Annotated in this window: 26 protein-coding genes and 4 pseudogenes; 24 read left to right on the top strand and 6 right to left on the bottom strand. The window is 66.2% G+C overall.

Annotated elements, in window-relative coordinates; genetic code table 11:
* The first annotated feature begins 2 nt into the window (after nucleotides 1–2).
* Nucleotides 3–1172, top strand: a complete 1170-nt coding sequence (locus tag NUV94_04790) for a M20 family metallopeptidase (GenBank protein ID MCR4392093.1) — start codon at nucleotides 3–5, stop codon at nucleotides 1170–1172.
* Here NUV94_04790 and yidD read toward each other — a convergent pair.
* From yidD to NUV94_04775, 3 genes are read right to left on the bottom strand one after another with little or no spacing between them, the layout of a single operon-like run.
* Nucleotides 1154–1369: a membrane protein insertion efficiency factor YidD gene (gene yidD / locus NUV94_04785; GenBank protein MCR4392092.1), complete on the bottom strand. Its 216-nt coding sequence runs from the start codon at nucleotides 1367–1369 to the stop codon at nucleotides 1154–1156. The genes NUV94_04790 and yidD overlap by 19 nt on opposite strands.
* 17 nt (nucleotides 1370–1386) lie before the next feature.
* Complete coding sequence (locus tag NUV94_04780; GenBank protein MCR4392091.1) at nucleotides 1387–2484, bottom strand: hypothetical protein; 1098 nt, start codon at nucleotides 2482–2484, stop codon at nucleotides 1387–1389.
* A 52-nt stretch (nucleotides 2485–2536) separates the two neighbouring features.
* The gene (locus NUV94_04775; GenBank protein ID MCR4392090.1) at nucleotides 2537–3694 is read right to left on the bottom strand and encodes a DNA polymerase IV; all 1158 of its coding nucleotides are present in this window, start codon (nucleotides 3692–3694) and stop codon (nucleotides 2537–2539) included.
* A 152-nt stretch (nucleotides 3695–3846) separates the two neighbouring features.
* Here NUV94_04775 and NUV94_04770 point away from each other — a divergent pair, with 152 nt between their 5' ends.
* From NUV94_04770 to NUV94_04755, 4 genes are read left to right on the top strand one after another with little or no spacing between them, the layout of a single operon-like run.
* Nucleotides 3847–4386, top strand: a complete 540-nt coding sequence (locus tag NUV94_04770; protein MCR4392089.1) for a PadR family transcriptional regulator — start codon at nucleotides 3847–3849, stop codon at nucleotides 4384–4386.
* Nucleotides 4374–5378, top strand: a complete 1005-nt coding sequence (locus NUV94_04765; protein ID MCR4392088.1) for an ABC transporter substrate-binding protein — start codon at nucleotides 4374–4376, stop codon at nucleotides 5376–5378. Before NUV94_04770 ends, NUV94_04765 begins: the two co-directional genes overlap by 13 nt.
* Nucleotides 5375–6370 carry an iron ABC transporter permease gene (locus NUV94_04760; protein MCR4392087.1) on the top strand — a complete coding sequence of 332 codons (996 nt, stop codon included), beginning with the start codon at nucleotides 5375–5377 and terminating at the stop codon, nucleotides 6368–6370. The genes NUV94_04765 and NUV94_04760 overlap by 4 nt, the downstream gene beginning before the upstream one ends.
* On the top strand, nucleotides 6367–7251 hold the full coding sequence (locus NUV94_04755) for an ABC transporter ATP-binding protein (protein ID MCR4392086.1): 885 nt from the start codon (nucleotides 6367–6369) through the stop codon (nucleotides 7249–7251). Before NUV94_04760 ends, NUV94_04755 begins: the two co-directional genes overlap by 4 nt.
* A 241-nt stretch (nucleotides 7252–7492) precedes the next feature.
* Here the strand turns inward: NUV94_04755 and NUV94_04750 are convergent, their stop codons facing one another.
* Nucleotides 7493–7837 carry a hypothetical protein gene (locus tag NUV94_04750; GenBank protein MCR4392085.1) on the bottom strand — a complete coding sequence of 115 codons (345 nt, stop codon included), beginning with the start codon at nucleotides 7835–7837 and terminating at the stop codon, nucleotides 7493–7495.
* A gap of 313 nt (nucleotides 7838–8150) precedes the next feature.
* Here NUV94_04750 and NUV94_04745 point away from each other — a divergent pair.
* A pseudogene (locus tag NUV94_04745) lies at nucleotides 8151–8243 on the top strand (RNA-binding protein).
* 6 nt (nucleotides 8244–8249) lie between these two features.
* On the opposite strand, the gene NUV94_04740 reads toward NUV94_04745, so the two are convergent.
* Both NUV94_04740 and NUV94_04735 read right to left on the bottom strand, forming a co-directional pair.
* Nucleotides 8250–8771: a TRAP transporter TatT component family protein gene (locus NUV94_04740; protein MCR4392084.1), complete on the bottom strand. Its 522-nt coding sequence runs from the start codon at nucleotides 8769–8771 to the stop codon at nucleotides 8250–8252.
* Between the two features lie 87 nt (nucleotides 8772–8858).
* Nucleotides 8859–8939, bottom strand: a pseudogene (locus tag NUV94_04735) (tetratricopeptide repeat protein).
* Nucleotides 8940–9134: 195 nt separating this feature from the next.
* On the opposite strand from NUV94_04735, the gene NUV94_04730 reads away from it, so the two are divergent.
* The 18 genes and pseudogenes from NUV94_04730 (at nucleotide 9135) to NUV94_04645 (ending at nucleotide 21380) form a co-directional block, all read left to right on the top strand.
* Nucleotides 9135–10244 carry a glucose-1-phosphate thymidylyltransferase gene (locus tag NUV94_04730; protein MCR4392083.1) on the top strand — a complete coding sequence of 370 codons (1110 nt, stop codon included), beginning with the start codon at nucleotides 9135–9137 and terminating at the stop codon, nucleotides 10242–10244.
* A pseudogene (locus NUV94_04725) lies at nucleotides 10201–10420 on the top strand (type II toxin-antitoxin system HicB family antitoxin). The gene NUV94_04730 and the pseudogene NUV94_04725 overlap by 44 nt, the downstream one beginning before the upstream one ends.
* A gap of 136 nt (nucleotides 10421–10556) precedes the next feature.
* Nucleotides 10557–11531, top strand: coding sequence for a UDP-glucose 4-epimerase GalE (galE, locus tag NUV94_04720; GenBank protein MCR4392082.1), 975 nt, complete (start codon nucleotides 10557–10559; stop codon nucleotides 11529–11531).
* A gap of 268 nt (nucleotides 11532–11799) precedes the next feature.
* Nucleotides 11800–12054 (top strand): type II toxin-antitoxin system HicB family antitoxin, encoded by a 255-nt coding sequence (locus tag NUV94_04715; GenBank protein ID MCR4392081.1) that lies wholly within the window; start codon nucleotides 11800–11802, stop codon nucleotides 12052–12054.
* Nucleotides 12044–12271: a type II toxin-antitoxin system HicA family toxin gene (locus NUV94_04710; GenBank protein MCR4392080.1), complete on the top strand. Its 228-nt coding sequence runs from the start codon at nucleotides 12044–12046 to the stop codon at nucleotides 12269–12271. The genes NUV94_04715 and NUV94_04710 overlap by 11 nt, the downstream gene beginning before the upstream one ends.
* Nucleotides 12255–12422 carry a hypothetical protein gene (locus NUV94_04705; protein ID MCR4392079.1) on the top strand — a complete coding sequence of 56 codons (168 nt, stop codon included), beginning with the start codon at nucleotides 12255–12257 and terminating at the stop codon, nucleotides 12420–12422. Before NUV94_04710 ends, NUV94_04705 begins: the two co-directional genes overlap by 17 nt.
* A 68-nt stretch (nucleotides 12423–12490) precedes the next feature.
* A pseudogene (locus tag NUV94_04700) lies at nucleotides 12491–12835 on the top strand (HEPN domain-containing protein).
* A gap of 513 nt (nucleotides 12836–13348) precedes the next feature.
* Nucleotides 13349–13780 (top strand): four helix bundle protein, encoded by a 432-nt coding sequence (locus NUV94_04695; protein MCR4392078.1) that lies wholly within the window; start codon nucleotides 13349–13351, stop codon nucleotides 13778–13780.
* An 84-nt stretch (nucleotides 13781–13864) separates the two neighbouring features.
* Complete coding sequence (locus tag NUV94_04690; GenBank protein ID MCR4392077.1) at nucleotides 13865–15181, top strand: nucleotide sugar dehydrogenase; 1317 nt, start codon at nucleotides 13865–13867, stop codon at nucleotides 15179–15181.
* On the top strand, nucleotides 15178–16122 hold the full coding sequence (locus NUV94_04685) for a Gfo/Idh/MocA family oxidoreductase (protein ID MCR4392076.1): 945 nt from the start codon (nucleotides 15178–15180) through the stop codon (nucleotides 16120–16122). Before NUV94_04690 ends, NUV94_04685 begins: the two co-directional genes overlap by 4 nt.
* The gene (locus tag NUV94_04680; protein ID MCR4392075.1) at nucleotides 16119–16703 is read left to right on the top strand and encodes an N-acetyltransferase; all 585 of its coding nucleotides are present in this window, start codon (nucleotides 16119–16121) and stop codon (nucleotides 16701–16703) included. Before NUV94_04685 ends, NUV94_04680 begins: the two co-directional genes overlap by 4 nt.
* Before the next feature lie 110 nt (nucleotides 16704–16813).
* A complete protein-coding gene (locus tag NUV94_04675; GenBank protein MCR4392074.1) occupies nucleotides 16814–17260 on the top strand; it encodes a four helix bundle protein in 447 nt (148 codons plus the stop codon).
* Complete coding sequence (locus NUV94_04670; GenBank protein MCR4392073.1) at nucleotides 17236–18405, top strand: DegT/DnrJ/EryC1/StrS family aminotransferase; 1170 nt, start codon at nucleotides 17236–17238, stop codon at nucleotides 18403–18405. Before NUV94_04675 ends, NUV94_04670 begins: the two co-directional genes overlap by 25 nt.
* A 182-nt stretch (nucleotides 18406–18587) precedes the next feature.
* Complete coding sequence (locus NUV94_04665; GenBank protein MCR4392072.1) at nucleotides 18588–18806, top strand: nucleotidyltransferase domain-containing protein; 219 nt, start codon at nucleotides 18588–18590, stop codon at nucleotides 18804–18806.
* Between the two features lie 127 nt (nucleotides 18807–18933).
* Complete coding sequence (locus NUV94_04660) at nucleotides 18934–20160, top strand: UDP-N-acetyl glucosamine 2-epimerase (protein ID MCR4392071.1); 1227 nt, start codon at nucleotides 18934–18936, stop codon at nucleotides 20158–20160.
* Nucleotides 20161–20499: 339 nt separating this feature from the next.
* On the top strand, nucleotides 20500–20700 hold the full coding sequence (locus NUV94_04655) for a hypothetical protein (GenBank protein ID MCR4392070.1): 201 nt from the start codon (nucleotides 20500–20502) through the stop codon (nucleotides 20698–20700).
* A gap of 60 nt (nucleotides 20701–20760) precedes the next feature.
* Nucleotides 20761–20979 carry a DUF2281 domain-containing protein gene (locus NUV94_04650; GenBank protein MCR4392069.1) on the top strand — a complete coding sequence of 73 codons (219 nt, stop codon included), beginning with the start codon at nucleotides 20761–20763 and terminating at the stop codon, nucleotides 20977–20979.
* Nucleotides 20979–21380, top strand: coding sequence for a PIN domain-containing protein (locus tag NUV94_04645; GenBank protein ID MCR4392068.1), 402 nt, complete (start codon nucleotides 20979–20981; stop codon nucleotides 21378–21380). Before NUV94_04650 ends, NUV94_04645 begins: the two co-directional genes overlap by 1 nt.
* Nucleotides 21381–21604: the final 224 nt, after the last annotated feature.

The following is a 21604-nucleotide window of genomic DNA, read 5'->3' as shown; positions in this document are numbered from 1 at the left end:
CGATGAAGGACCGGATCTGGCAGAGGATCGACGAGATCGAGGGGGAGCTATGGGACCTGGCCCTGCGCATCCACGCCCATCCCGAGCTTGGGTTCCAGGAGCACCGGGCCGCGGCATGGCTCACGGAGGCCCTGGAGCGGGGCGGGTTCCGCGTGGAGCGGGGGATCGCCGGGCTTCCCACCGCGTTCCGCGCCGTGCACCCCGCGGAGAAGACCGGGCCCCGCCTGGCCATCCTCGCTGAGTACGACGCCCTGCCCGGGCTCGGCCACGCCTGTGGTCACAACCTGATCGCCGCCATCGCCGTGGGCGCGGCCCTCGGCCTCGCCCCGTTCAAGCAGGACCTCCCCGGGGCCCTCATCGTCCTCGGCACCCCAGCCGAGGAGGGCGGTGGGGGCAAGATCAAGCTCATCGCGGGCGGCCTCCTTCGGGACGTGGATGCGGCGATGATGGTGCACCCGTCGGATCAGACCCTGGTCGATCGCGGGTCACTGGCGATCACCGAGATCCAGATCGAGTTCCGCGGCAAGGCCGCCCATGCCTCGTCCGAGCCGGACAAGGGGATCAACGCCCTGGACGCGGTCATCCAGACGTTCAACGCCTTGAACGCCCTGCGCCAGCACATCAAGGACGGGGCCCGCATCCACGGGATCATCACCGACGGCGGGCAGAAGCCGAACATCGTCCCCGAGCACGCCGCGGCCCAGTTCTACGTGCGGGCCGCGGACAATGCGTACCGGGACGAGCTCGTCGATAAACTCCGCCGCTGTGCGGAGGGAGCGGCGCTCGCCACCGGGGCCGAGCTCGAGTTCCGCAAGGTGGGGCACGAGTACAAGGCGATCCGTCCGAACATGGCCCTGGCCCGTGCGTTCCGGCGGCACATCGAGGCCCTGGGGTACCCGGTGGAGGAGCCGCTGGGGGGCGTTGGGTCCACGGACATGGGGGACGTGTCGTGGGAGGTCCCGGCCATTCATCCCTACGTGCGGATCGGCCCCGGGGAGATCCCCGGCCACTCCCGGGCGTTCGCCGAGGCCGCCCGGTCCGAGCCGGCGAGGAGGGCGACCGTCGCCGCGGCCAAGGCGGTGGCCGCGACCTGCCTCGACCTGTGGACCGATCCGGACCTGTTCCGGGAGGTACGGGCGGAGTTCGCCCGGGCTCAGGGCACCGGGTCGTAGCCGCCGGGGTGCCACGGCCCGCACCGGAGGAGCCGCCGTAGGGCTAGCCCACCGCCCTTGACGAGGCCGTGGCGGAGGAGGGCCTGGGCGGCGTACTCGGAACAGCTTGGGTAGAACCGGCACCGTCGGGGCAGGACCGGGGAGATCCCCCGCTGGTACAACCGCACTAGAACCACCGCGGCCCGGCGCACGGGCATGGGTCGGAGAGCGTCCTTCACCACAGATCCAGCGTCGCCGACACCAGGAAGTCCTGGGTCCAGCCCGGGGCCTCGGCGGTCTTGGAAAACGCCACCTGCAGCGACACGCTGGCGCCCCCGAGTTCGAACGAGAGTTGAAACGCGGCGGACTGGTTGCCCGCCGGGAGCTGCCCCGCGGGCTTCACCTGGCGCAGGGAGTAGCGGGCGGTGAAGGTGACGGTTTCGTTGAGCTGGTAGTCGTAGGAGGCGGACAGGGTGAACGAGTGCTGCTCCAGGATCCGGTAGGGGCCGGAGAGGAACGCCCGGAGGAGGAGCTGGGACCCCGGCTCCGGGGCGATAGCCCCGTCCACGGCGAACGAGACCAGGAAATCACGCGGGCCGCCGCGCGGGTCGAGGAGCTCGTAGCCCATGCCGAACTGCGCCGTCCACCCACAGAACCGCTCCTGCCCCACCTCCGCGATGATCTCCTCCATCAGGAGCACCGCCCGCGCGTTCAGGGTAAGGCCGGCCTCGGCCTCGATCAGGTTCTCCACCACCGCCAACAGGTCCGCGAGCTGCTCGTACTCCGCCCGGCGCCCGATCTCCTGGGCCACGGCCATCAACGTGGCCTGGGACAGGGCCACGGTGATCGCTCCCCGCTCCAGGAGCTTGCGTTCGATGCGGAGCGCCTTGGCGAGGGGGGTCACATCGGTGAACCGCCCGTAGCCAAGTCCGGCGCGGACCTCGATCCCCGGCTGGGCCTGGGCCGTGTCCAGGGAGAAGTCGAACCCACCGAACGTGAAGTACGGGGCATTCTGGGCCAGGTATTGGCGCTGGGTCCCCGAGGCCTGGACGAACGCGCGGGCCAGCTTCAGGTTGTACAGGGAGAACTCCCCGGTCCCGCTCAGCGCGAACCCCTGCCCCGGGGCGTCGGACAGCCGGTCGAAGCTGAGCGCGAACTGCCCCGAGCTGATGTCCGACCCCACGGTGGCCGGGTCGTCGAAGTGCCGGTAGTAAAAGGACAACCGCCCATTGACGAGGTCCGTGGCCGGCGCCCGGTACTCACACAGGCTCATGGGGTAGGCGGCCACCGCCACCCCGAACGCCACCGCGAACAAGGCCCCCCAACGTTTCATGTTCACCACCCCAAGTATCCAGATTGCCTCAAGTATAGCACGCCCGCCGGCTCTAACGGGCCTCCTGCCCCTTGTCCAACCCGAGGGACAGGGAGGATGGGCCATACCGGGAGCGCACCTCGTGGATGGCCTCCGTCAGGCGGGGGGAGGCGAACAGGTGTAAGGGGCGGAACGTGGCCGGGACCAGGCCGGCGAGCCCGACCCCGAGCAGGCGCACCCCCCTCTCCCCATGGCCCTCCCCGCGGCGCCACAGGGCCACCGCCTCGTCGGCGATGAGCACCGGGTGGTCGGTGGGCTCGGGAAGCCGCACTTGCCGGGTGCGGGTGGTGAAGTCGGACCAGCGGATCTTGACGCGCACCGTGGTCGCGAGCAGGCCTTCCTCGGCAAGCCGCCCGGCCACTGCGAGCGCCAGCCGCCGCAGCTCCTGGGCGATCGCGTCCTCGCGGTGCAGGTCCTCGGGGTAGGTCACCTCCTGGGAGACGGACTTCGCCTCCCGCACCGGCACCACCGGGGAATCGTCGAGGCCCCGGGCGAGCCGCCACAGGTGGGCCCCGGCGTTCGGGCCGAACCAGGAACAGAGGGGGCTCGCGTCCACCTGACGGAGGTCCCCCACCGTATGCACCCCGCGCTCCGCGAGCCTGCGGGTCGTCTGGGGGCCGACGCCCCACAGGCGGTCCACCGGGAGCGGGGCGAGGAACCCCTCCACCTCCTCCTCCCGGACGATGCGGAGTCCACCGGGCTTGGCTGCCTCCGAGGCGAGCTTGGCGAGGAGCTTGTTGGGGGCAAGGCCCACCGAGCAGGGGAGGCCGAGCTCGGCCGGGATGCGGCGGTGGATTTCCGCGGCCACCCGTTCCGGAGGGCCGTGCAGGCGTTCGGTGCCGGTGAGGTCGAGGAACGCCTCGTCGAGGGAGATCGGCTCCACGAGGGGGCTGTAGGAGGAGAGGATCTCCCGTACCCGGCCGGCCAGCTCCTCGTAGCGGTCGAACCGGGGCGGGAGGAACGCGGCCTGCGGGCAGAGGCGGCGGGCCTTGGCCATGGGCATCGCCGAGCGGACCCCGAACGCGCGGGCCTCGTAGGAGGCGGTGGACACCACCCCCCGGGGGCCGAGGCCCCCCACGATCACGGGTTGGCCGCGGAGTCCCGGGTTATCGAGCTGCTCCACGGCGGCAAAGAACGCGTCCATGTCCACGTGCAGGATCCACCGCCCCATGGCCAGTGATCGTAGCCGCGGGCGGCCCGGGGGGCCACCGCCGGACGCCGTTACGGCCATGCCCTCCTGTCCCGCGCTCTCCTGGCGGGCTAGAGTTGACGGCCGCGCCTGGCCGGTTATTCTTTAATGGACTAATCCATCATGGAGGAACCATGAAGGCCGCCCAGTTCCCGGTGGAGCAGGCCGTGCTCGGGGCACTCCTGGCCGGACCGGCCCATGGCTACGAGCTCCGGCGCCGGCTGGACCAAGGCTTGGGCCCGGTGTGGCGGATCGCCACCAGCCAGCTCTACTCCGTCCTCCGCCGCCTGGAGGAGGACGGGCTCGCCCGGCGGTCGGTGGAGGAGCAGCCGGGCCGCCCGCCCCGCCACGTGTACGCCCTCACCCCGGCCGGGGAGGCCGCGTTCTGGGGGTGGGCCCTCGCCCCGGTCCGCCACGTGCGGGACATCCGCGTGGAGTTCCTGGCCAAGCTGTACTTCCTCCTCCGCTACGCCCCGGACCGGGCCGAGGAGCTCATCGCCCGCGAGGCCCAGGAGCTCTCGCGCCTGCGCCGCCGCCTGAGCGGTCGCCAGGCCACGGCCGACCGGTTCGCCGGTCTTTTGCGCCGGTTTCGCCTGGCCCAGGTGGAGTGCGTGCTTACTTGGCTTGCGGAATGTCAGGCGACCTTGGAAAAGGAGGGGACATGCGCTACGTGAAGCTTCTCGTGCTGCTCGTCGCGGTGGGGGTGGTGGGGTGGGCGGAAGGGATCACCCAGGTGGATCAGGCCGGCCGGACGGTGACCGTCCCCACGCCGGTGGCGCGGGTGGTCAGCGCGTACGGCATCGCCACCTGGTACGTGTACGCCCTGGGCAAGGCCGACGTCCTGATCGGCGCCCGCTACGTGGGTCAGCTCCCCGACGACCCCCGGTCGCGGGCGGTGCTGGGCTGCCTGGACCCGGACCTTGAGGCCAAGATCCTGATCGGCGAGCCCACGGTGGAGGAGGTGGTGGCCCGGGCCCCGGACCTCGTCCTGGCCGGGGCGGCCAAGCACCGGCAGCTTGCCGAGCTGTTGGCCGAGCTGGGTGTCCCGTGCTTGCTCTATGCTCCGGAGACGTTCGCCGGGGTGCGGGAGGCGACCGTGCTCACCGGGCGGGCGCTGGGCGTAGGGGAGAAAGCCGCCGCCCTGGTCGCTTTCTACGATCAGATCCTCTTCTCCGTGGCTGCGGCGATCGCCGACATCCCCGAGGCGGCCCGGCCGCGGGCCTGCTTCCTCGGCACCGAGCGGCTGCGGGTGGCGAGCGGGGACATGTACCAGGCCCGGCTGATCGAGCTCGCCGGGGGGATCCCGGTGAGCCGCGATCTCCGCGGTTCCTGGCAGAACGTGAACCTGGAGCAGATGCTCCTCTGGAACCCGGAGGTCATCTTCATCCCCTCCTACGGGAACGTGCGGCGGGAGGATATCCTCGGCGACCCGGATTGGCAGGCCATCGCCGCGGTGAAGGCGGGCCGGGTGTGGAAGCTCCCTCGGCTCGTCGCCCCGTGGGACGTCCCGGTCCCGGAGTCGGCCCTCGGCCTCCTGTGGATGGCCGACCTCCTCCATCCGGGCCGGGTGGGGCTGGATGTGGTCGCGGAGGTGTCCCGGTTCTACGCGGAGTTCTACGGGTGCAATCTCACGCCGGAAGAGTGGGCGGCGTTCCTGGGCCGGTGAACCCGCGCCGGGCGGCCCTGGCGTGGGGGCTCCTCGTCCTCCCGGTCCCGCTCCTGTTCCTGTCGTTGGCGCTCGGCCGGTATGGGATCGGGCCGGGGCGTGCCTGGGCGGCCCTGTTCGGGGGCGATGTCCCGGATGTGGTGCGGGCCCTCATCCTGCGGGTGCGCCTGCCGCGGGCCCTGGCCGCGGCCGTGGTGGGGGTGAACTTGAGCGTGGCCGGGGTCGCGTTCCAGGGGGTGTTCCGGAACCCCCTCGTGGAATCGCGGATCCTCGGGGTGAGCTCCGGGGCGGGCCTCGGGGCGGCGCTGGCCCTTCTCGCCGGTGGCGGGCTCATCGTGCAGCCGCTCGCGTTTGCCCTGGGGCTTTCTGCGGCGGGGCTGGTGGCCCTCATCGGGTGGGCGTTCGGGGGAGGCCTCCTCGTCCTGGTGGTGAGCGGGGTGCTCGTGGATTCGTTTCTCTCGGCGATCTTGGGCTTGATCAAGTACGTGGCTGACCCATTGGGAACCCTTCCCGCCATCACCTATTGGCTTCTCGGGGGGCTATCCACCGTGCGGTGGGCGGACCTCCTCCCGTTGGGCGTGGCCAGCGCGATCGGCCTGGCCTTTCTCCTTCCCGTACGATGGCGGCTGAACCTGCTCGCGCTTGGGGAGGGGGAAGCGACGGCGCTCGGGGTTCGGGTGGGCCGGTTTCGGTTGGCGGTGATCGCCGTGGGGACGCTCCTCACCGCGGCCGCGGTCTCGGTGAGCGGCGTCGTCGGCTGGGTGGGGTTGATCGTGCCCCATGCCGCCCGGGCCCTGATTGGGCCGGACCACATGTACCTCATCCCCGCTGCGGCGGGGCTCGGGGCGAGCGTGGTCCTCCTCCTCGATACCCTGGCGCGGACGGCGCTCCCCACGGAGATCCCGCTCGGGGTGCTGACCGGGCTCATCGGCGTCCCCGTGTTCTTGGTCCTGTTCATGCGGCTTCTCCGGCGGCAAGGGGGGTGGCGATGACCCTCGCCGCCCGTGGGTTGTCCTACGCGTACCTCCCGGGTCGGCCGGTGCTCCAGGCGGTGTCGTTCGCCCTCTTCCCGGGGGAGGTGGTGTTCCTGCTTGGGGCCAACGGGAGCGGGAAGACGACCCTCATCGAGTGCTTAGGCGGCCTGCGCGCGCCGGCGAAGGGGGAGGTGGTGGTGGACGGGCGGCCGGTGCGGTCGTGTTCCGCCGCCGTCCGGGCGCGGAGCATCGGGTACGTGCCCCAGCTCCACCAGCTCGCGTTCGGGTTCAGCGCCTGGGAGGTGGTGTTGATGGGGCGAGCTCCCCACGTGGGGTGGCTCTCCCGGCCGGGGCGGGCGGACCGGGCCGCCGCCGCCGATGCCCTGCGCACCTTGGGCCTGTGGGACCTGGCCGGTCGGACGTTCCCCACGTTGAGCGGTGGGGAGCAACGGTTGGTGCTCATCGCCCGGGGCCTTGCGCAGGGGGTGCGGTACCTCCTCCTCGACGAGCCGGACGCCCATCTCGATCCGGCCAACCAACACCGGGTGCTTGCGGTGGCCCAGGGGCTTGCCCGGGCCGGGATCGGGGTTGTGGTGACCACCCACAACCCGAACAATGCCCTCCTCTACGCCGATCGGGTGATGGCATTGGCCGGTGGGCGCTCCCTGGCCGACGGCGCCCCGGCCGCCGTGCTGACCCCGGAGGTTCTCTCCGCCGCCTACGGGATCCCGTTCGAGGTGGTGGGGGACGGCCAGGGCCCCCGGGCGTTCCTCCCCCGTGTCGGGGATCACCGGGCCAGGAGCCTCACCAGTTCTGAGGCCGAAAGCGTAAGCGGCTCGGCGAGCACCCATTCCCCCTCCAGCCGGGCCAGTTCCGCCGCCACGGCGAAGGGGGCGTAGGGGTCGTCCGGCCAGTACCGCTCGTCCACCAGGATCGAAAGCCCATCCCCTAGGGACTCTCGCCATTCCGCCAGCGATGCCCAATCCGGGGGCGCGGCGTAGGTGGGGTGGAGGAGGAGTTTCTGGCCCACCGGGTGGTCGGCGGGGATCTCCACGAGGGGGATGCCCTCGGACTGGGTGAACGCGCGCAGATCTTGGGCGAAACCCTCGGGGCACCCCCATTCCGACTCCCGGCGCAGGCTCAGGGGCCCCGGCGGGGGTACCGGGCCAGGTACTCCTCCGGCGAAATCCCGCCCAGGCCCCCGACCTGGAGCCACACCCCGGGGGCAAGCGCCACCTGGGGCCACGGGTAGGTCCCCTCGGCCAGGATGAGCGTTCCCCCCGGGGCGAGGTGGTTGCGGATGAACTTCCGGTACGCCTCCGGGAGGGCGAGGAGCTGGACCCGGATCAGGCACGCGTGGGCCACCAGGTCCCGGTCGTGGATGGGATCGCAATGGACGATGAGCTCGAACCGGCCATCCGGGCGCAGGTACCCCATGGCCCCGTGGGCGGTGCTCAAGTACGTCCCCAGGTCGTCCGGGTCCATGCGGTGCCGGACCCCAACGAGCCCACGCGGGGAGGAACGGGGCGTCGAGGAGGGCGGCGAGATAGGCCACCCCGCCCCCGGGCGACCCCAGCACGATCGCCGGATACCGCCGGGTGTACTCGGCGAAGAACGCCTCGAGGTCGAACCCCGCCAGGGCCCGGAGGGGGTAGCCCAGCGCCTGGCTCATCCCCCACTGGATCACGGCGTGCCGTACCGGGCTTGGCACGTGGCGCAACAGGGCGAGGAACGGGCCGGCCGCCTCGGGATAGGGATCGCACAGCCCCCGCCCCGCCCAGGGCCCGGGCCACTTCCCCCACCGCCCGCGCTGCCGAGCCGAACGGAAGGGGCCGCACCTCCGGCGGCCGCCCGGCCACCGCCATCGCCCCCACCACCGCCACGAGCAGGACCCACTTCACGGGAAGTACCGGTGGATTTCGGCCAGGTACTCCCGGGCCTTGTCCTTGGCGTGCTCGTTCCAGCACGGCCAGTTGCCGATGGTCGCTGCCAGCACGTACTTGAGGAGCTTTTCGAACAGGGCCCGGTCGCCGGCCCGCACCGCGTACTCCTTGGCGTAGGTCACGTAGGCCTCGAGGTACGTGGGGTCGAGGGCGATGGACCGTTCGAAGTGGGGTTTGGCGTCGGCGAGCTTGACCCCAAAGAGGAGCCCGTAGTCGGAGAGGTTGGCCAAGAGCGATCCGTACGCCTCGTGGGGGGAGCCGCCGAAGTACGTCTCGTCCACCGCAAGGAGCCGTTCGTACATGGCCCGGATCTTGGGGAGGGCGAAGAACGCGGAGAACGGGTTCATCTTCCCGAGGAGCTGCCCCCACCCATTGGCCGCCCACAGGAGCGCGGCCGGATCGCCGACCCCGGCCAAGAACCGTTGGAACTCCGCGTCGGGCATGGCCTGGGCAGAAGCGAGGCCCGCGAGGCCCATCGCCTGAAATCCGTAGTCCGCAGCCTTGCGCAGCCCCGGTTCCTCCCGCTCCGTGGGCACGAGCACCGCCCACTCGTACCAGAGCTGGGCCAGCTTGGTGAGGATCGCTGGGTTCCCGGGGTCCAGGGCCAACGCCTGTTCGTAGAGGCAGATGGCCGTCTCCAGGGTCCCAAGATCGTAGCGGCATCAACGCCTCGGCCTGGGCGAGAAGGACCGCGACCGTCTCCCCGCACGCGACACAAGCGAACGAAGCGGCCAAAGTCACGGCCAGCACGGTGCGCATGGGGTCTCCTTTCCCTATGCGGGTGATGGTAGGAGCGGCGTACGGGCAAGCAACAGGGGGTTCGCATTAGAATGCCCTCGATGAAGGCGGTGGTCCTGTGTGGCGGGGGAGGCACCCGGGTGCGGCCGTTCACGTACACCTTGGCCAAGCACCTCCTTCCCGTGGCCGGGCGTCCGGTGGTGGCGTTCGCCCTGGAGGCGATCCGGGAGGCGGGGATCGCCGACGTGGGGATCGTGGTCAGCCCCAGCGTGGAGGGCCAGTTTCGCGAGCTTTTTGGGGACGGGGAGCGGTTCGGGATCGAGATCACGTACATCGTGCAGCCCGAGCCCAAGGGCCTTGCCCACGCCGTCCTGTGTGCGGAGGGGTTCGTGGGGGAGGAGCCGTTCCACGTGTACCTCGGGGACAACCTCCTCGAGCACGGGGTGGCCGGCCTGGTCGAGCAGTTCCGGGAGGAGAAGCCGGCGGCGGCCGTGGCCCTGGCTCGGGTGGAGGACCCCCGCCGGTTCGGGGTGGCGGTGGTGGAGGGAGGCCGGCTCAAGCGGCTGGTGGAGAAGCCCGCCGATCCCCCGAGCAACCTCGCTGTGGTGGGGGCGTACGCGTTCGACGCCCGGGTGTTCCAGGCGGCGCGGGCGGTGAGCCCGTCGTTTCGGGGGGAGCTGGAGCTGACCGATGCCCTCCAGTGGCTGATCGACCATGGACATCGGGTGCTGCCGTACCGGATTGAGGGGTGGTGGCAGGACGTGGGCCGGCCGGAGGACCTCCTCCTCGCGAACCGGTTGCTCCTCGATCGGCTCTCCTCTCGGATCGAGGGTGAGGTGGATCGAGCCACGCGGATCGAGGGCCCGGTGGCGGTGGCCTCCGGGGCCCGGGTGCGGGGAAGCCGCATCGTGGGGCCAGTGGTCATCGGCGAGGGGGCGGTGGTGGAGGGGGCGGCCATGGGCCCGCACGTGGCCATCGGCCCCCGGGCCGTGGTCCGCGATGCCGAGGTGGCGGATAGCATCCTCATGGACGGGGCGAGGATCGAGGGGGTGACGGGGATCACCGGCTCGGTGATCGGTCGCAACGTAATCGTGGACGGACAGGCGACCGGCCGTAAGCTTTTCGTGGGCGATGAGGCAAGGATTTCGCTGGGGATAGAAGGGGGTGATGGCGGTGCGGAAGGAGTTCTACGTCGTCATCGAGAAGGATGAGGACGGCTTCTACGTGGGCGAGGTGCTGGGCTTGGCGGGCTGCTCCTCTCAGGGGGGGCTCGCTCGATGAACTCATGGCGAACATCAAAGAAGCCATTGTGCTTTGCCTTGAGGAGACGGGTGAAGAGGTACTGGTGCCGGAGTTCGTGGGTGTGCAGCGCGTGACCCTGGGATGACTCGACTCCGGCCCGGTACAGAGATTGGCCGTGGGCTCCTGCGCAAGATCCTGCGTGATGCCGAGCTCTCCCCCGACGAGTTCTCAAAGCTTTTGTAACGGATCACGGGTCACGGATTACGGATTGAGGAGGGGAGATGATCCTAGTTACAGGCGGGGCGGGCTACATCGGGAGCCACACGGTAAAGGAGCTCCTCCGGCGTGGCTACCCGGTGGTGGTGCTGGACAACCTCTCCACCGGCCATCGCGAGCTTGTCCTGTGCGAGCAGTTCATCCAGGGCGACCTTGCCGATTCGTGCCTGGTTGAGCGGACGTTCGCCCGGCATCCCATTTGCGCGGTGATCCACTTCGCCGCCCACACCTCGGTGCCGGAGTCGGTGGCTGACCCCCAGAAGTACTACCGGAACAACGTGGCTGGAACCTTGAACCTCCTTCAGGCGATGCTCGCCCACGGGGTGAAGGCGATCATCTTCTCCTCCAGCGCCGCCGTGTACGGGGATCCCGTGGCGTTGCCCATCCCGGAGGATCACCCCACCCAGCCCAAGAACCCGTACGGCCGGACGAAGCTCGTGGTCGAGGAGATCCTGGCCGACTACGCCAGGGCGTACGGGCTGCGGTACATCGCCCTCCGGTACTTCAACGCCGCCGGGTCCGACCCGGAGGGGGAGATCGGGGAACTCCACGACCCGGAGACCCACCTCATCCCGATCGTCCTCGAGGCCGCGGCGGGGAAGCGGCCACACCTGGAGATCTACGGGACCGACTACCCGACGAAGGACGGGACGGCGGTGCGGGACTACATCCATGTTTCCGACCTCGCCCGGGCCCATGTGCTGGCCCTGGAGAGGATGATGGAGGGAGGGGCGGGCGGGGCGTACAACCTTGGGATCGGCCGCGGGTACACGGTGCGGGAGGTGGTGGAGACCTGCCGGAGGGTGACGGGGCGGAAGATCCCAGCGGTGGAAGCCCCCCGGCGGCCGGGGGACCCGGCGGCGCTGGTGGCCGACCCCAGCCGGGCCCGGCGGGAACTGGGGTGGGAGCCCAAGTTCACGGACCTGGAGGCCATCGTGGAGACGGCCTGGGCCTGGATGCAGCGCGCCCGCAGGCGGTAGATCAAGCCGACGGGGCGTTGTAGGCCGTGGGCTGGTTCATGTACACTGAAGTCGTGGAGGCGATACCGTCGGAGGAGCAATTCATGTTGCTTGGATCATCCGGTGTGGGTTGATGCAACATCGGGGGGCCGAAAGGCGGAGGTGGTCGAGGGACTGGGGCGCCTACGAATGGGGTGAAGTTCGCCACGACACGGTTGAGGACTTGATGGACAAGCTGGTCAACTGAGGATCCCATTCTGGCTCACATGCCTCCCAGGAGGTGAGGCGAATGATTACGGAGTATATTGAAGCGGCGCTCTCCGGCGCACGGTACGAGCTCATTCAGGACGAGGAGCCGTACTATGGGGAGATCCCCGGGCTCGGTGGGGTGTGGGCTACGGGGAGGACGTTGGAGGAGTGTCGGCAGAACCTGAAAGAGGTGCTTGAGGGGTGGATCCTTGTCCGGTTGAGGCGAGGGTTAGCCATTCCTCCTGTAGGGGGGCACCGCATCGAGGAGCCCGAAGGGCTCGAAATTGGAGGCTAGGCTCGCGCCGGTTTCGTGGAGCGACCTGGTGGGGGTGCTCCGAAAACTCGGGTTTGATGGCCCTTACCGAGGCGGGAAGCACCCGTATATGGTGAAGGGAGACGTGGTCCTCACCCTTCCCAACCCTCACCGTGAGACGGTCAGCGTCGATCTGTTGAGACGGATTTTGAAGCAAGGAGGCATCTCTCGAGAGGAATGGCTTGGGGCGTGGCAGTGAGCTGAGCGGGGCTCTTGCAGTCCTCGTGGCCGACCCCAGCCGGGCCCGGCGGGAGCTTGGCTGGGAGCCGGGGTACACAGCGCTTGAGCCGATCGTGGAGACGGCCTGGGCCTGGATGTGCAAACGAGCGCGGGCGCCCGATGTCCGGTGAAGTGGTGGGAATGGACCCATGGCAGGGATCCTCGGGGTCGGGTAGGTACAATGGAGTAGGGTGAGCCCATGGGGAACCGTGCTCGGGACTGGTTGGCTCAGGCGGAGCGGGACTTCGAGCAGGCTGCGGACTCGCGGCGGGCGGGCCGGCACGAATGGGCATGCTTTGCGGCCCATCAAGCAGCGGAGAAGGCGGTCAAGGCGTTGCATCTTTCTCTAGGTCAAGAAGCGTGGGGACACGTGGTGGCCAAGCTCCTTTCCGAGTTTCCCCCAACGGCAGGGGTTCCCCAAGATCTGGTTGAAAAGGGCAAGGTGTTGGACAACTTCTACATTCCCTCCCGGTGTCCGAATGCTCATCCCTTCGGTGCGCCGTATGAACACTACGGCCCGCTGCAAAGCGAGGAGGCGATCCGCAATGGAAAGATCTCACGGCGCAGGGCCGTTTTGGAGCGACAGTGTTGGCCGAAGCCGTTTGGGTATACGATCGAGATCGCCGTTGATAAGGACCATCGGAAGATCGTGGGGGAGAGGTGAGGCGACATGATCACTCGAGAGGACGTTGTGCAACGGATCAAGGAGTACCTCAGCCATCGCATCGGCTTGGAGGGGCTCGTCCATTGGGCTGAGGAGGCCATGAGGGAGGGGGAATTTGAAGAAGCTCATTTTGAAAGTGTTCGCGATGTAATCGCGCGGTTGGGCTGGCCGATGTGCGTGCCTTCGGGCTGACCTGGGACGATTGTGAGGATCTCCTCGAACGCCTGGGATATCGAGCCACGATCGAAATCTCCGAGGCGTAAGCACCATAAACCCAGATTTTGCGCATCGCCACCACGCTCACCGCCGAGCACATAGAGACGGAGAGGACCAGCCTTCGGCGTTGTTGAGTTCCTTGAGTTTATTGGGTGGCGCCGTTTGAGGGGGCACATCGTGGCGAAGGCGGAGCGGTTTGAGGATCTGAAAGTCTGGCAGGTGGCCAGAGAGACCGCGCGAGTTGTGTATGACATCTCAGGCAAGGGTGAAAGCAGGAGGGACTACGCGCTCTGCGATCAGATGCGCAGGGCCGCGGTGTCTATGATGGCAAACACGCTGGGAGTTCACGCAGTGCTTGTTCATGGCCAAGAGCTCGGAGCAGAGCTTCAGAGTCACCTGTACGTGGCGCTCGACCAGGGATACATCACCCGCGAAGAGTTCCAGAGGGTCTACGACCAGCTGGACGGTTGGGCCCGCCAGGTCGCCGCCCTCATCACGTATCTCCTCGGCCGTGAAACCCAACGCACCCCACGAACCCAACCAACCCAACGAACTCAACGTACCCAAAGAACCCGGAACCCAATGAACCCAACGAACGAGGTGTTATAATGGCCGAACCTATGTGCTTGGCGGTCGTGGGCACAGGCTACGTGGGGCTTATATGCCCGCTAAGCAAGGCGAAGGAGGTCTAGATTGACCAACCATAAGGCCAAGCTCTTGCGCAAGATCCGAGAGCGCACAGCCGTGGTCGGCGTGGTAGGGCTCGGGTACGTGGGCCTCCCGTTCGCCGTGGAGAAGGCGAAGGTGGGGTTCCGGGTGCTTGGAGTGGAGCAGAACCCAGTGCGTGCAGATAAGGTGAACCACGGTGAGAACTACATCGGCGACGTTCGGGACGAGGAGCTCCGCGACCTTGTGGCCCGCGGGCTCCTCCATGCGGAGACCGACTTCGCCCGTGTTCCCGAAATGGACGTGGTCGTGATCTGTGTGCCCACTCCCCTCACCAAGAATCTCACCCCGGACCTGCAGTACGTGGAGCGGGTCACCCGGGAGATCGCCGCCGGCCTGCGGCCCGGCCAACTCGTGAGCTTGGAGTCCACCACCTATCCCGGCACCACCGAAGAACTCATGCTCCCCATCTTGGAGAGCTCCGGTCTCCGAGTGGAACAGGACTTTTACCTTGTGCATTCGCCCGAGCGGGTGGACCCCGGCAACAAGCGGTACACCACGCAGAACACGTGCAAGGTGGTCGGGGGAGTAGGTCCGGAGTCCTTAGAGATCGGGATGGCATTTTACTCCCAGACCGTTCAGCAGGTAGTGGCCGTCTCCAGCGCCAAGGTGGCAGAGCTGGTGAAGGTGTTCGAGAACACGTTCCGGGCGGTGAACATCGCCCTTGTGAACGAGCTCGCGCTCCTTTGCGACCGGATGGGCCTCAACGTGTGGGAGGTGCTCGAGGCGGCGTTCACCAAGCCCTTTGGGATCATGCCCTTCTGGCCCGGCCCAGGTGTGGGCGGCCACTGCATCCCTGTGGATCCTCACTACTTGGAGTGGAAGGCGAAGGAACTCAACTTCAGCACCCACTTCATCGCCCTGGCCGGGGAAGTTAACCGGAGGATGCCGGAGTTCGTGCGGGAGAAGGCGCATCGGGTACTCAATCGGCTCGGGGTGGCGCCATCGCGCGCCAAGATCCTCGTCCTTGGGGTGGCGTACAAGCGAGACATCGACGACTACCGGGAGTCACCGGCCCTCGACGTGATCCGGCTCCTTCAGGCGGATGGGGCGGAGGTGACCTACCACGACCCCTATGTGCCGAGCTTCCGCGACGGAGCCCTGGCAATGCAAAGCCAGCCCCTCACCGCCGACCTCGTCGGCGCCCAGGACCTGGTGGTGATCGCCACCGACCATACTAGCATCGACTACGCCTGGTTGGTGGCCCACGCCAAGCACGTGCTGGACACCCGCAACGCCACCCGAAACGTGCGGGAGCACCGGGAGCGGATCACCCTGTTATGAAGGTCGGACTGATCGGCGCCGGGGGCTGGGGCAAGAATCTGGCCCGCACGCTTCACGAGCTTGGGGCCCTTGGCGGAATCGCCGAGATCCGCCCCGATCTGCGGGCCGAGTTGAGCATCCTTTACCCCGATGTGCCCCTTTACCTCCACCACTATGCTCTCCTCGAGTCCGATCTTCCGGCCGTGGCCGTTGCCACCCCCGCGGCAACCCACTCCGCCTTGGCCAAGGAGGCCCTCCTTGCCGGAAAGCACGTGTTCGTGGAGAAGCCCCTAGCCCTGGCCACTCACGAGGCCGAAGAGCTCGTGGCCCTGGCCAGAAAGCGGGGGCGGGTGCTCATGGTGGGGCACCTCCTCCTCTACCAGCCGGCCGTCCGCTGGATCAAGGAGTTCCTGGACTCGGGGGCCCTCGGCGAAATCTGGAGCCTCCACCAGGAACGGCTCAACCTGGGCCGCGCCCGGTCGGTGGAGAACGCCTTGTGGAGCCTCGGGGTTCACGACGTGGCTGTCGTCTTGTACCTTGTTGGGCGTGAGCCTGGCGAGGTGAGGGTGGTGGGGCAGGCTGCGCTCCAGCCAAATGTTGAGGACGATGTGTACCTGCACTTACGGTTCCCTGGGGGCATCCGGGCCCACCTGCACGCGTCCTGGCTGTGGCCGGAGAAGCGGCGGAGGCTCACGGTCATCGGGGAGGCAGGAATGCTGGTGTACGATGAGGTGGAGCAGACCGTGACGTTTCACCGGAAGGCCATCACCCCTCAGCTCACCAGCCGAGACGAAGGGGCCGAGGTCGTCTTCCAGGGCCACGGGGAGCCCTTAAAGCTTGAGCTAGCCCACTTCCTGGAGTGCGTAGCCGAAGGGAAACGGCCTCTCTCCGATGGGGAAAGCGCAGTGCCGGTGGTGCGGGTGTTGGAGGAGGCGACCCGACAGCTTTCGGAGGCGAGATGAGCGACCACTTCGTGCACGAGTCGGCCTACGTGGACCCCAGGGCCAAGATCGGCCGAGGCACGAAGATCTGGCACTTCTCCCACGTGATGGCTGGGGCGGAAATTGGGGAGGACTGTACCCTCGGCCAGAACGTGTTCGTGGCCAAGAATGTGAAGATCGGCAACCACGTGAAGATCCAGAACAACGTGTCGGTGTACGAGGGCGTGATCCTCGAAGATTACGTGTTCTGTGGTCCAAGCTGTGTCTTTACCAACGTCAAGACGCCCCGTTCCGCGTTCCCCCGCAACCGCAGCGAGGACTACCTTCCCACCCATGTGAAGTACGGGGCGTCCATCGGGGCCAATGCGACCATCGTGTGCGGGGTGACGATCGGGGAGTGGGCGTTCGTGGCCGCAGGGGCGGTGGTGACCAAGGACGTACCCCGCTACGCCCTGGTGGCCGGGGTGCCGGCAAGGCAAATCGGGTGGGCCTGCCAATGTGGGGTTAGCCTTCGGTTCGAGGGCGATGCGGCTGTGTGCAGTGCCTGCGGCCGCCGCTACCGAAAGAGCGGTGACCGGGTGGAGTTGGAGGGGGGGCCGTAGTGCGTTGTCCGTGGTCCGAGGTGCATAGTGCATAGTCCATGGTGCATAGTCCGTAAGTGCATGGTCCGTGGGTCTCAGACCCCAGCGCCCTGTGCTGGGAGCGGTGAGTGATGGCCATTGAGCGGTTCGAGGACATCGAAGCTTGGAAGGCGGCCAGGAGCTTGGCTGGTTCCGTGTACGCGGTGTCCAAGAAGACCGACCTTGCCAAGGATTTCGGGCTGAAGGACCAGTTGCAGCGAGCCGCTGTGTCCATCATGGCAAACATCGCCGAGGGGTTCGACAGTCGGTCAGACCAAGAGTTCATCCGCTTTCTAAGCTATGCCTTCAGGTCTGCATCCGAGCTCCAATCCCATCTTTACATCGCTCTCGACCAGGGGTACGTTAGCCAAGAGCAGTTCGACCAGCTGTATACTGAAGCCGTTGGCGTGAAGAAGCTTCTCAACGGTTTCATCCGCTACCTTCAGAGCAAGCTGCGGTCACGCTGTGGGCCACGGACCACGCACCACGCACCACGGACAAAAGGAGATGAGGCATGCACATTCCCATTCTTGACCTAACCCGTCAGTATCAGGCCATCAAGCCCGAAATCGACGCCGCCATCGGCCGGGTGGTGGCCTCGGGGCGATTCATCATGGGCCCGGAGGTGGAGGCCTTGGAGCGGGAGGTCGCCGAGTTCTGTGGGGTCAAGCACGCCATCGGCGTGGCGAGCGGCACCGACGCCCTTCTCCTTTCCCTCAGGGCGCTCGGGATCGGCCCCGGCGATGCGGTGATTGTCCCGAGCTTCACCTTCTTCGCCACCGCCGGGGTGGTGCACAACTTGGGGGCCACCCCGGTGTTTGCGGACATCGACCCCCACACCTTCAATCTCGACCCCGCCGATGTAAGGCGTATTTTGACCACGGACTCCGGACCACGGACTCCGCCGAAGGCGGTGATCCCCGTCCACCTCTACGGCCAGATGGCCGACATGGACGAGATCATGGCCCTGGCCAAGGAATACGGCCTCTACGTGGTCGAAGACGCCGCCCAAGCCATTGGCGCCGAATACTCCGGACAACGCACTACGCACCACGGACCAACCCGCAAAGCGGGTACGATTGGCCACCTCGGTTGCTTCAGCTTCTTCCCCACCAAGAACCTCGGGGCCTATGGCGATGGCGGGATGGTAGTGACGAACGACGACGATCTTGCCGAGCGGGTTCGGCTGCTTCGGGTCCACGGCTCAAAGCCCAAGTACTACCACCACATGGTGGGCTACAACTCCCGCCTCGATGCCCTCCAGGCCGCGATCCTCCGGGCTAAACTGCCCCACCTGGCGGAGTGGACGGCCGCCCGCCAGCGGATCGCCGATCGGTATGATGAACTCCTCGGCAGCCTGCCAGGGATTGTGCTACCTTACAGGGCTCCGGATCGCACCCACATCTTTCATCAATACACAATCCGTGTCGAAGATGGCCGTCGCGACGCCCTGCGGGAGCACCTCAAGCAGCATGGGATCGGCACCGAGGTCTACTACCCTCTGCCGCTCCATCTGCAACCTTGCTTTAAGGGCCGCGGCTACCATGAGGGGGACCTTCCGGAGAGCGAGCGGGCGAGCCGCGAGGTCCTCTCCCTTCCCATGTTCCCCGAGCTCACCGAGGATGAGCAAGAGTACGTGGTCCATAGCATACGAGCATTCTTTGGCGCGAGCCGTCATCGTTGATGGTCAAGACGTGGAGCCGTTCAGGCGCCAGAGGAGTAGAATTGAGGGCCGAAGGTCCAGGGGAGGTTGATGGGCGATGAGTGTGCGCACGGTGTCCCCTCGCGTGCTCGATGAGATTGTACGACGGATTGTGGAAGTTGCGGACCCCGATAAGACTCTTTGGCTCCGCAGCACGCGAGAGAATGGTCCCAAACAGCGATTTAGACCTGTTAGTCGTTAAATCTGGTGTTCATCAAAGACATTTGGCTCAGCGCATCTACATGAATCTGATCGGGGTAGGTCAGGCGGTGGATGTGGTGGTGGCCACCTCGGAAGATCTTGAGCGTTATAAGGACTCAATCGGTCTCATCTACAGGACCGCTCTACAGGAAGGGAAGGTGATCTATGAACGACAGCCGTAGGGCACCGAATGACCCTCGAGAATGGATGCTCATTCCGTTGCGGACGTCGAAGTACTTGGCAAAGTGGCATTAGATAAGGAAAGTAGACTCGCAAGTGCGGATTGTGCGGCGAATAAGCGAGGAGCACATGAAGATTATTGACGTTGTCGGTTGCAGGCCTCAATTTATTAAGGCTGCCCCAATTCTTCGCGCAATCGCCCATTACAATGAGGAGCGTTGTGATCAGCTCGTAGAAGTTCTGCTCCACACCGGCCAGCATTACGATTACGAGCTGTCCCAGGTCTTCTTCGATGAGCTGGGTTTGAAGGCCCCGGACTACCACCTGGGCGTGGGCTCCGGCACGCATGGCTGCCAAACCGGCGAGATGCTAAAACGCGTTGAAGAAGTGCTCCTCAAGGAGAAGCCGGGCCTGGTGATGGTCTACGGGGATACCAACACTGCCCTGGCCGGAGCCCTGGCCGCAGCCAAGCTCCACATCCCCGTAGCCCACGTGGAGGCGGGCCTGCGCAGTTTCAACCGGCGGATGCCCGAGGAGATCAACCGGCTCCTCACCGACCATGTCTCAAGCCTTCTTTTCTGCCCGACCAAGACCGCTGTGGAAAACCTCCGCCGCGAAGGCTTCACCAACATCCTCAACGCCGGCCACCTCCTCCCCCTTGACGACGCACCGCAGACTATGGGACCACGGACCACGCACAACGGACCACGCACAGCGCACTACGCACCACGGACTACGCACCACGGACCCGTAGTAGCCAACACCGGCGACGTCATGTACGACGCCGTGCTCCTCTACGGGGAGCTTGCCGAGCGCAAGTCCCGGATACTCGGGGAGCTCGGCCTTGAGCCCAAGGGCTATGCCCTGGCCACCGTCCACCGGTCGGAGAACACCGACCAGCCGGAACGGCTGCGGGCCATTTTTGAGGGCCTGGAGCAAATAGCGCGGGAGGTCCTTCCTGTGATCCTTCCCGTTCACCCTCGCACGCGGAAGCAATTGGATGCGATAGGTCTTCGCCCAATGGATGTACAAGTGCTTGATCCGGTTTCCTACCTGGACATGCTGATTTTGGAGAAGAACGCCCGGGTGATCCTCACCGACTCGGGCGGGGTCCAGAAGGAGGCCTTTTTCTTTCGGGTGCCTTGTGTGACCCTGCGGGAGGAGACGGAATGGGTGGAGACGGTGGAGGCAGGGTGGAACACCCTCGTGGGCTCCGACCCGGGGCGGATTGTTCAGGCGGCCTTAGAGGCTCGGCCTGGGGTGGAATTAGGGTGGCCCTACGGCGATGGTCACGCGGCGGAGAGGGCTGTTCTTTGCGTGCTGTTCAGCCTAGGGGAGGATGCTCATCTATCTTGACGTATGTTGCTTGAACAGGCCCTTTGATGACCAGTCCGAAGAAGGTACGCTCCCATGCCCCCCGTCTCCTCTGCTCCCCCGCTTTTTCGGTCCCTGGCGTTCATGGCCCAAGTGAAGCAGAGCGTGACCGAATCGGTGCAGGTTCGAGCCGAGGAGCTCGAACGGCTTGGTTTCAAAGCCCTCGACGCTTTACATATCGCCTGTGCCGAAGCAGGGGTGCTGATGTGTTGCTCACCACCGATGACCGAATGCTGGCTAAAGCTAAAGAACTTCAGAGCAGCTTGCATGTAAGAGTTGAGAACCCTATCCTATGGCTTATGGAGGTGACGGAAGACGGCTATTCCAAAGGCAACCCCAGCTCAGATTAGGGAGCAGGGTATTGAGGCACTGGCCAAGGCCTTGGGGCCTATCGGGATGGTGCGGTTCCTCCAGCAGTTCGAAACGGGGAGCGGCGACTATACCCGGGATCGGGAAGAGTGGCTCAAGGGGCTGACCGTTCACGATGTGGTGGAAGAGATCAAAAGCCTGGGTAAGAAATAAGGCGGAAGGCCCGATTTGGGTAGTGAGAACATCCCGCGTAGTGCAAGGGGGAGGTGAACCATGCAGACGCTGAAGGAGCTGGTCGATCAACTGCCGCCCGAACTCCAGCAGCAGGTGCGGGACTTCGTGGAGTTCCTCCTGGAGAGGCGAGTCGCTGGGTTTAAAGCGGAAAAGAAGGGCGAGCTAAAGCTCGACTGGAGGGGAGCGCTGCGCGATTTGCGGGGTAAATACACCTCTGTTGAGCTCCAACACAAGATTCTTGAGTGGTGGGGAGACTGATGTATTTGCTTGACAGCAACATCTTTCTGGAACTCCTCCTTGATCAGGATAGGGCGGATGAGGTTGAGAGGCTCTTGCGATCCATTCCCAGGGAGAGGCTCCACATCTCGGAGTTCTCACTTTACTCTGTGGGCATTGTCCTGTTTCGCTGTAAGCTCTTTGACGTCTTTGTACGATTTGTGGAGGACCTCATCATAACTGGTGGAGTCCGTCTGCTGAGGCTATCCGCTAAGGATGCGAGGGAGTTAGCTCAGATCGCACAGCGGTTCGGCCTTGATTTTGACGATGCCTATCAATATGTGGTTGCAGAGCGCTATGGACTTACGATCATCAGCTTCGACGACGACTTCGAGCGGACTGCAAGAGGCCGCAAGACACCGAAAGATTTATTGGAGGGATAGAGAGTGGCACACTTAGAGCTCAGCGGCCGGCTATTGGCTAAGAACACATTGCTTAATTTCATCGGTCAGGTGGTGTCGGACCTGCGCCCCGGAAACGGAACCACTTGGAGGGCCGGTTTCGACTAAGACCGGCGGGTGGATCCCCCGTGCTCGAAGGCACTCCACAGGCGGCACGTACCCCACCCCGGAGTCCCTCCGCTTCATGTTGTAGTACCGCATCTGCT

The organism is Candidatus Acetothermia bacterium, assembly GCA_024653305.1.
GTDB lineage: Bacteria > Bipolaricaulota > Bipolaricaulia > Bipolaricaulales > Bipolaricaulaceae > JACIWI01.
The sequence above is the reverse complement of the archived record's forward strand: the minus strand, read 5'-3'. Positions and strand labels throughout refer to the sequence as shown.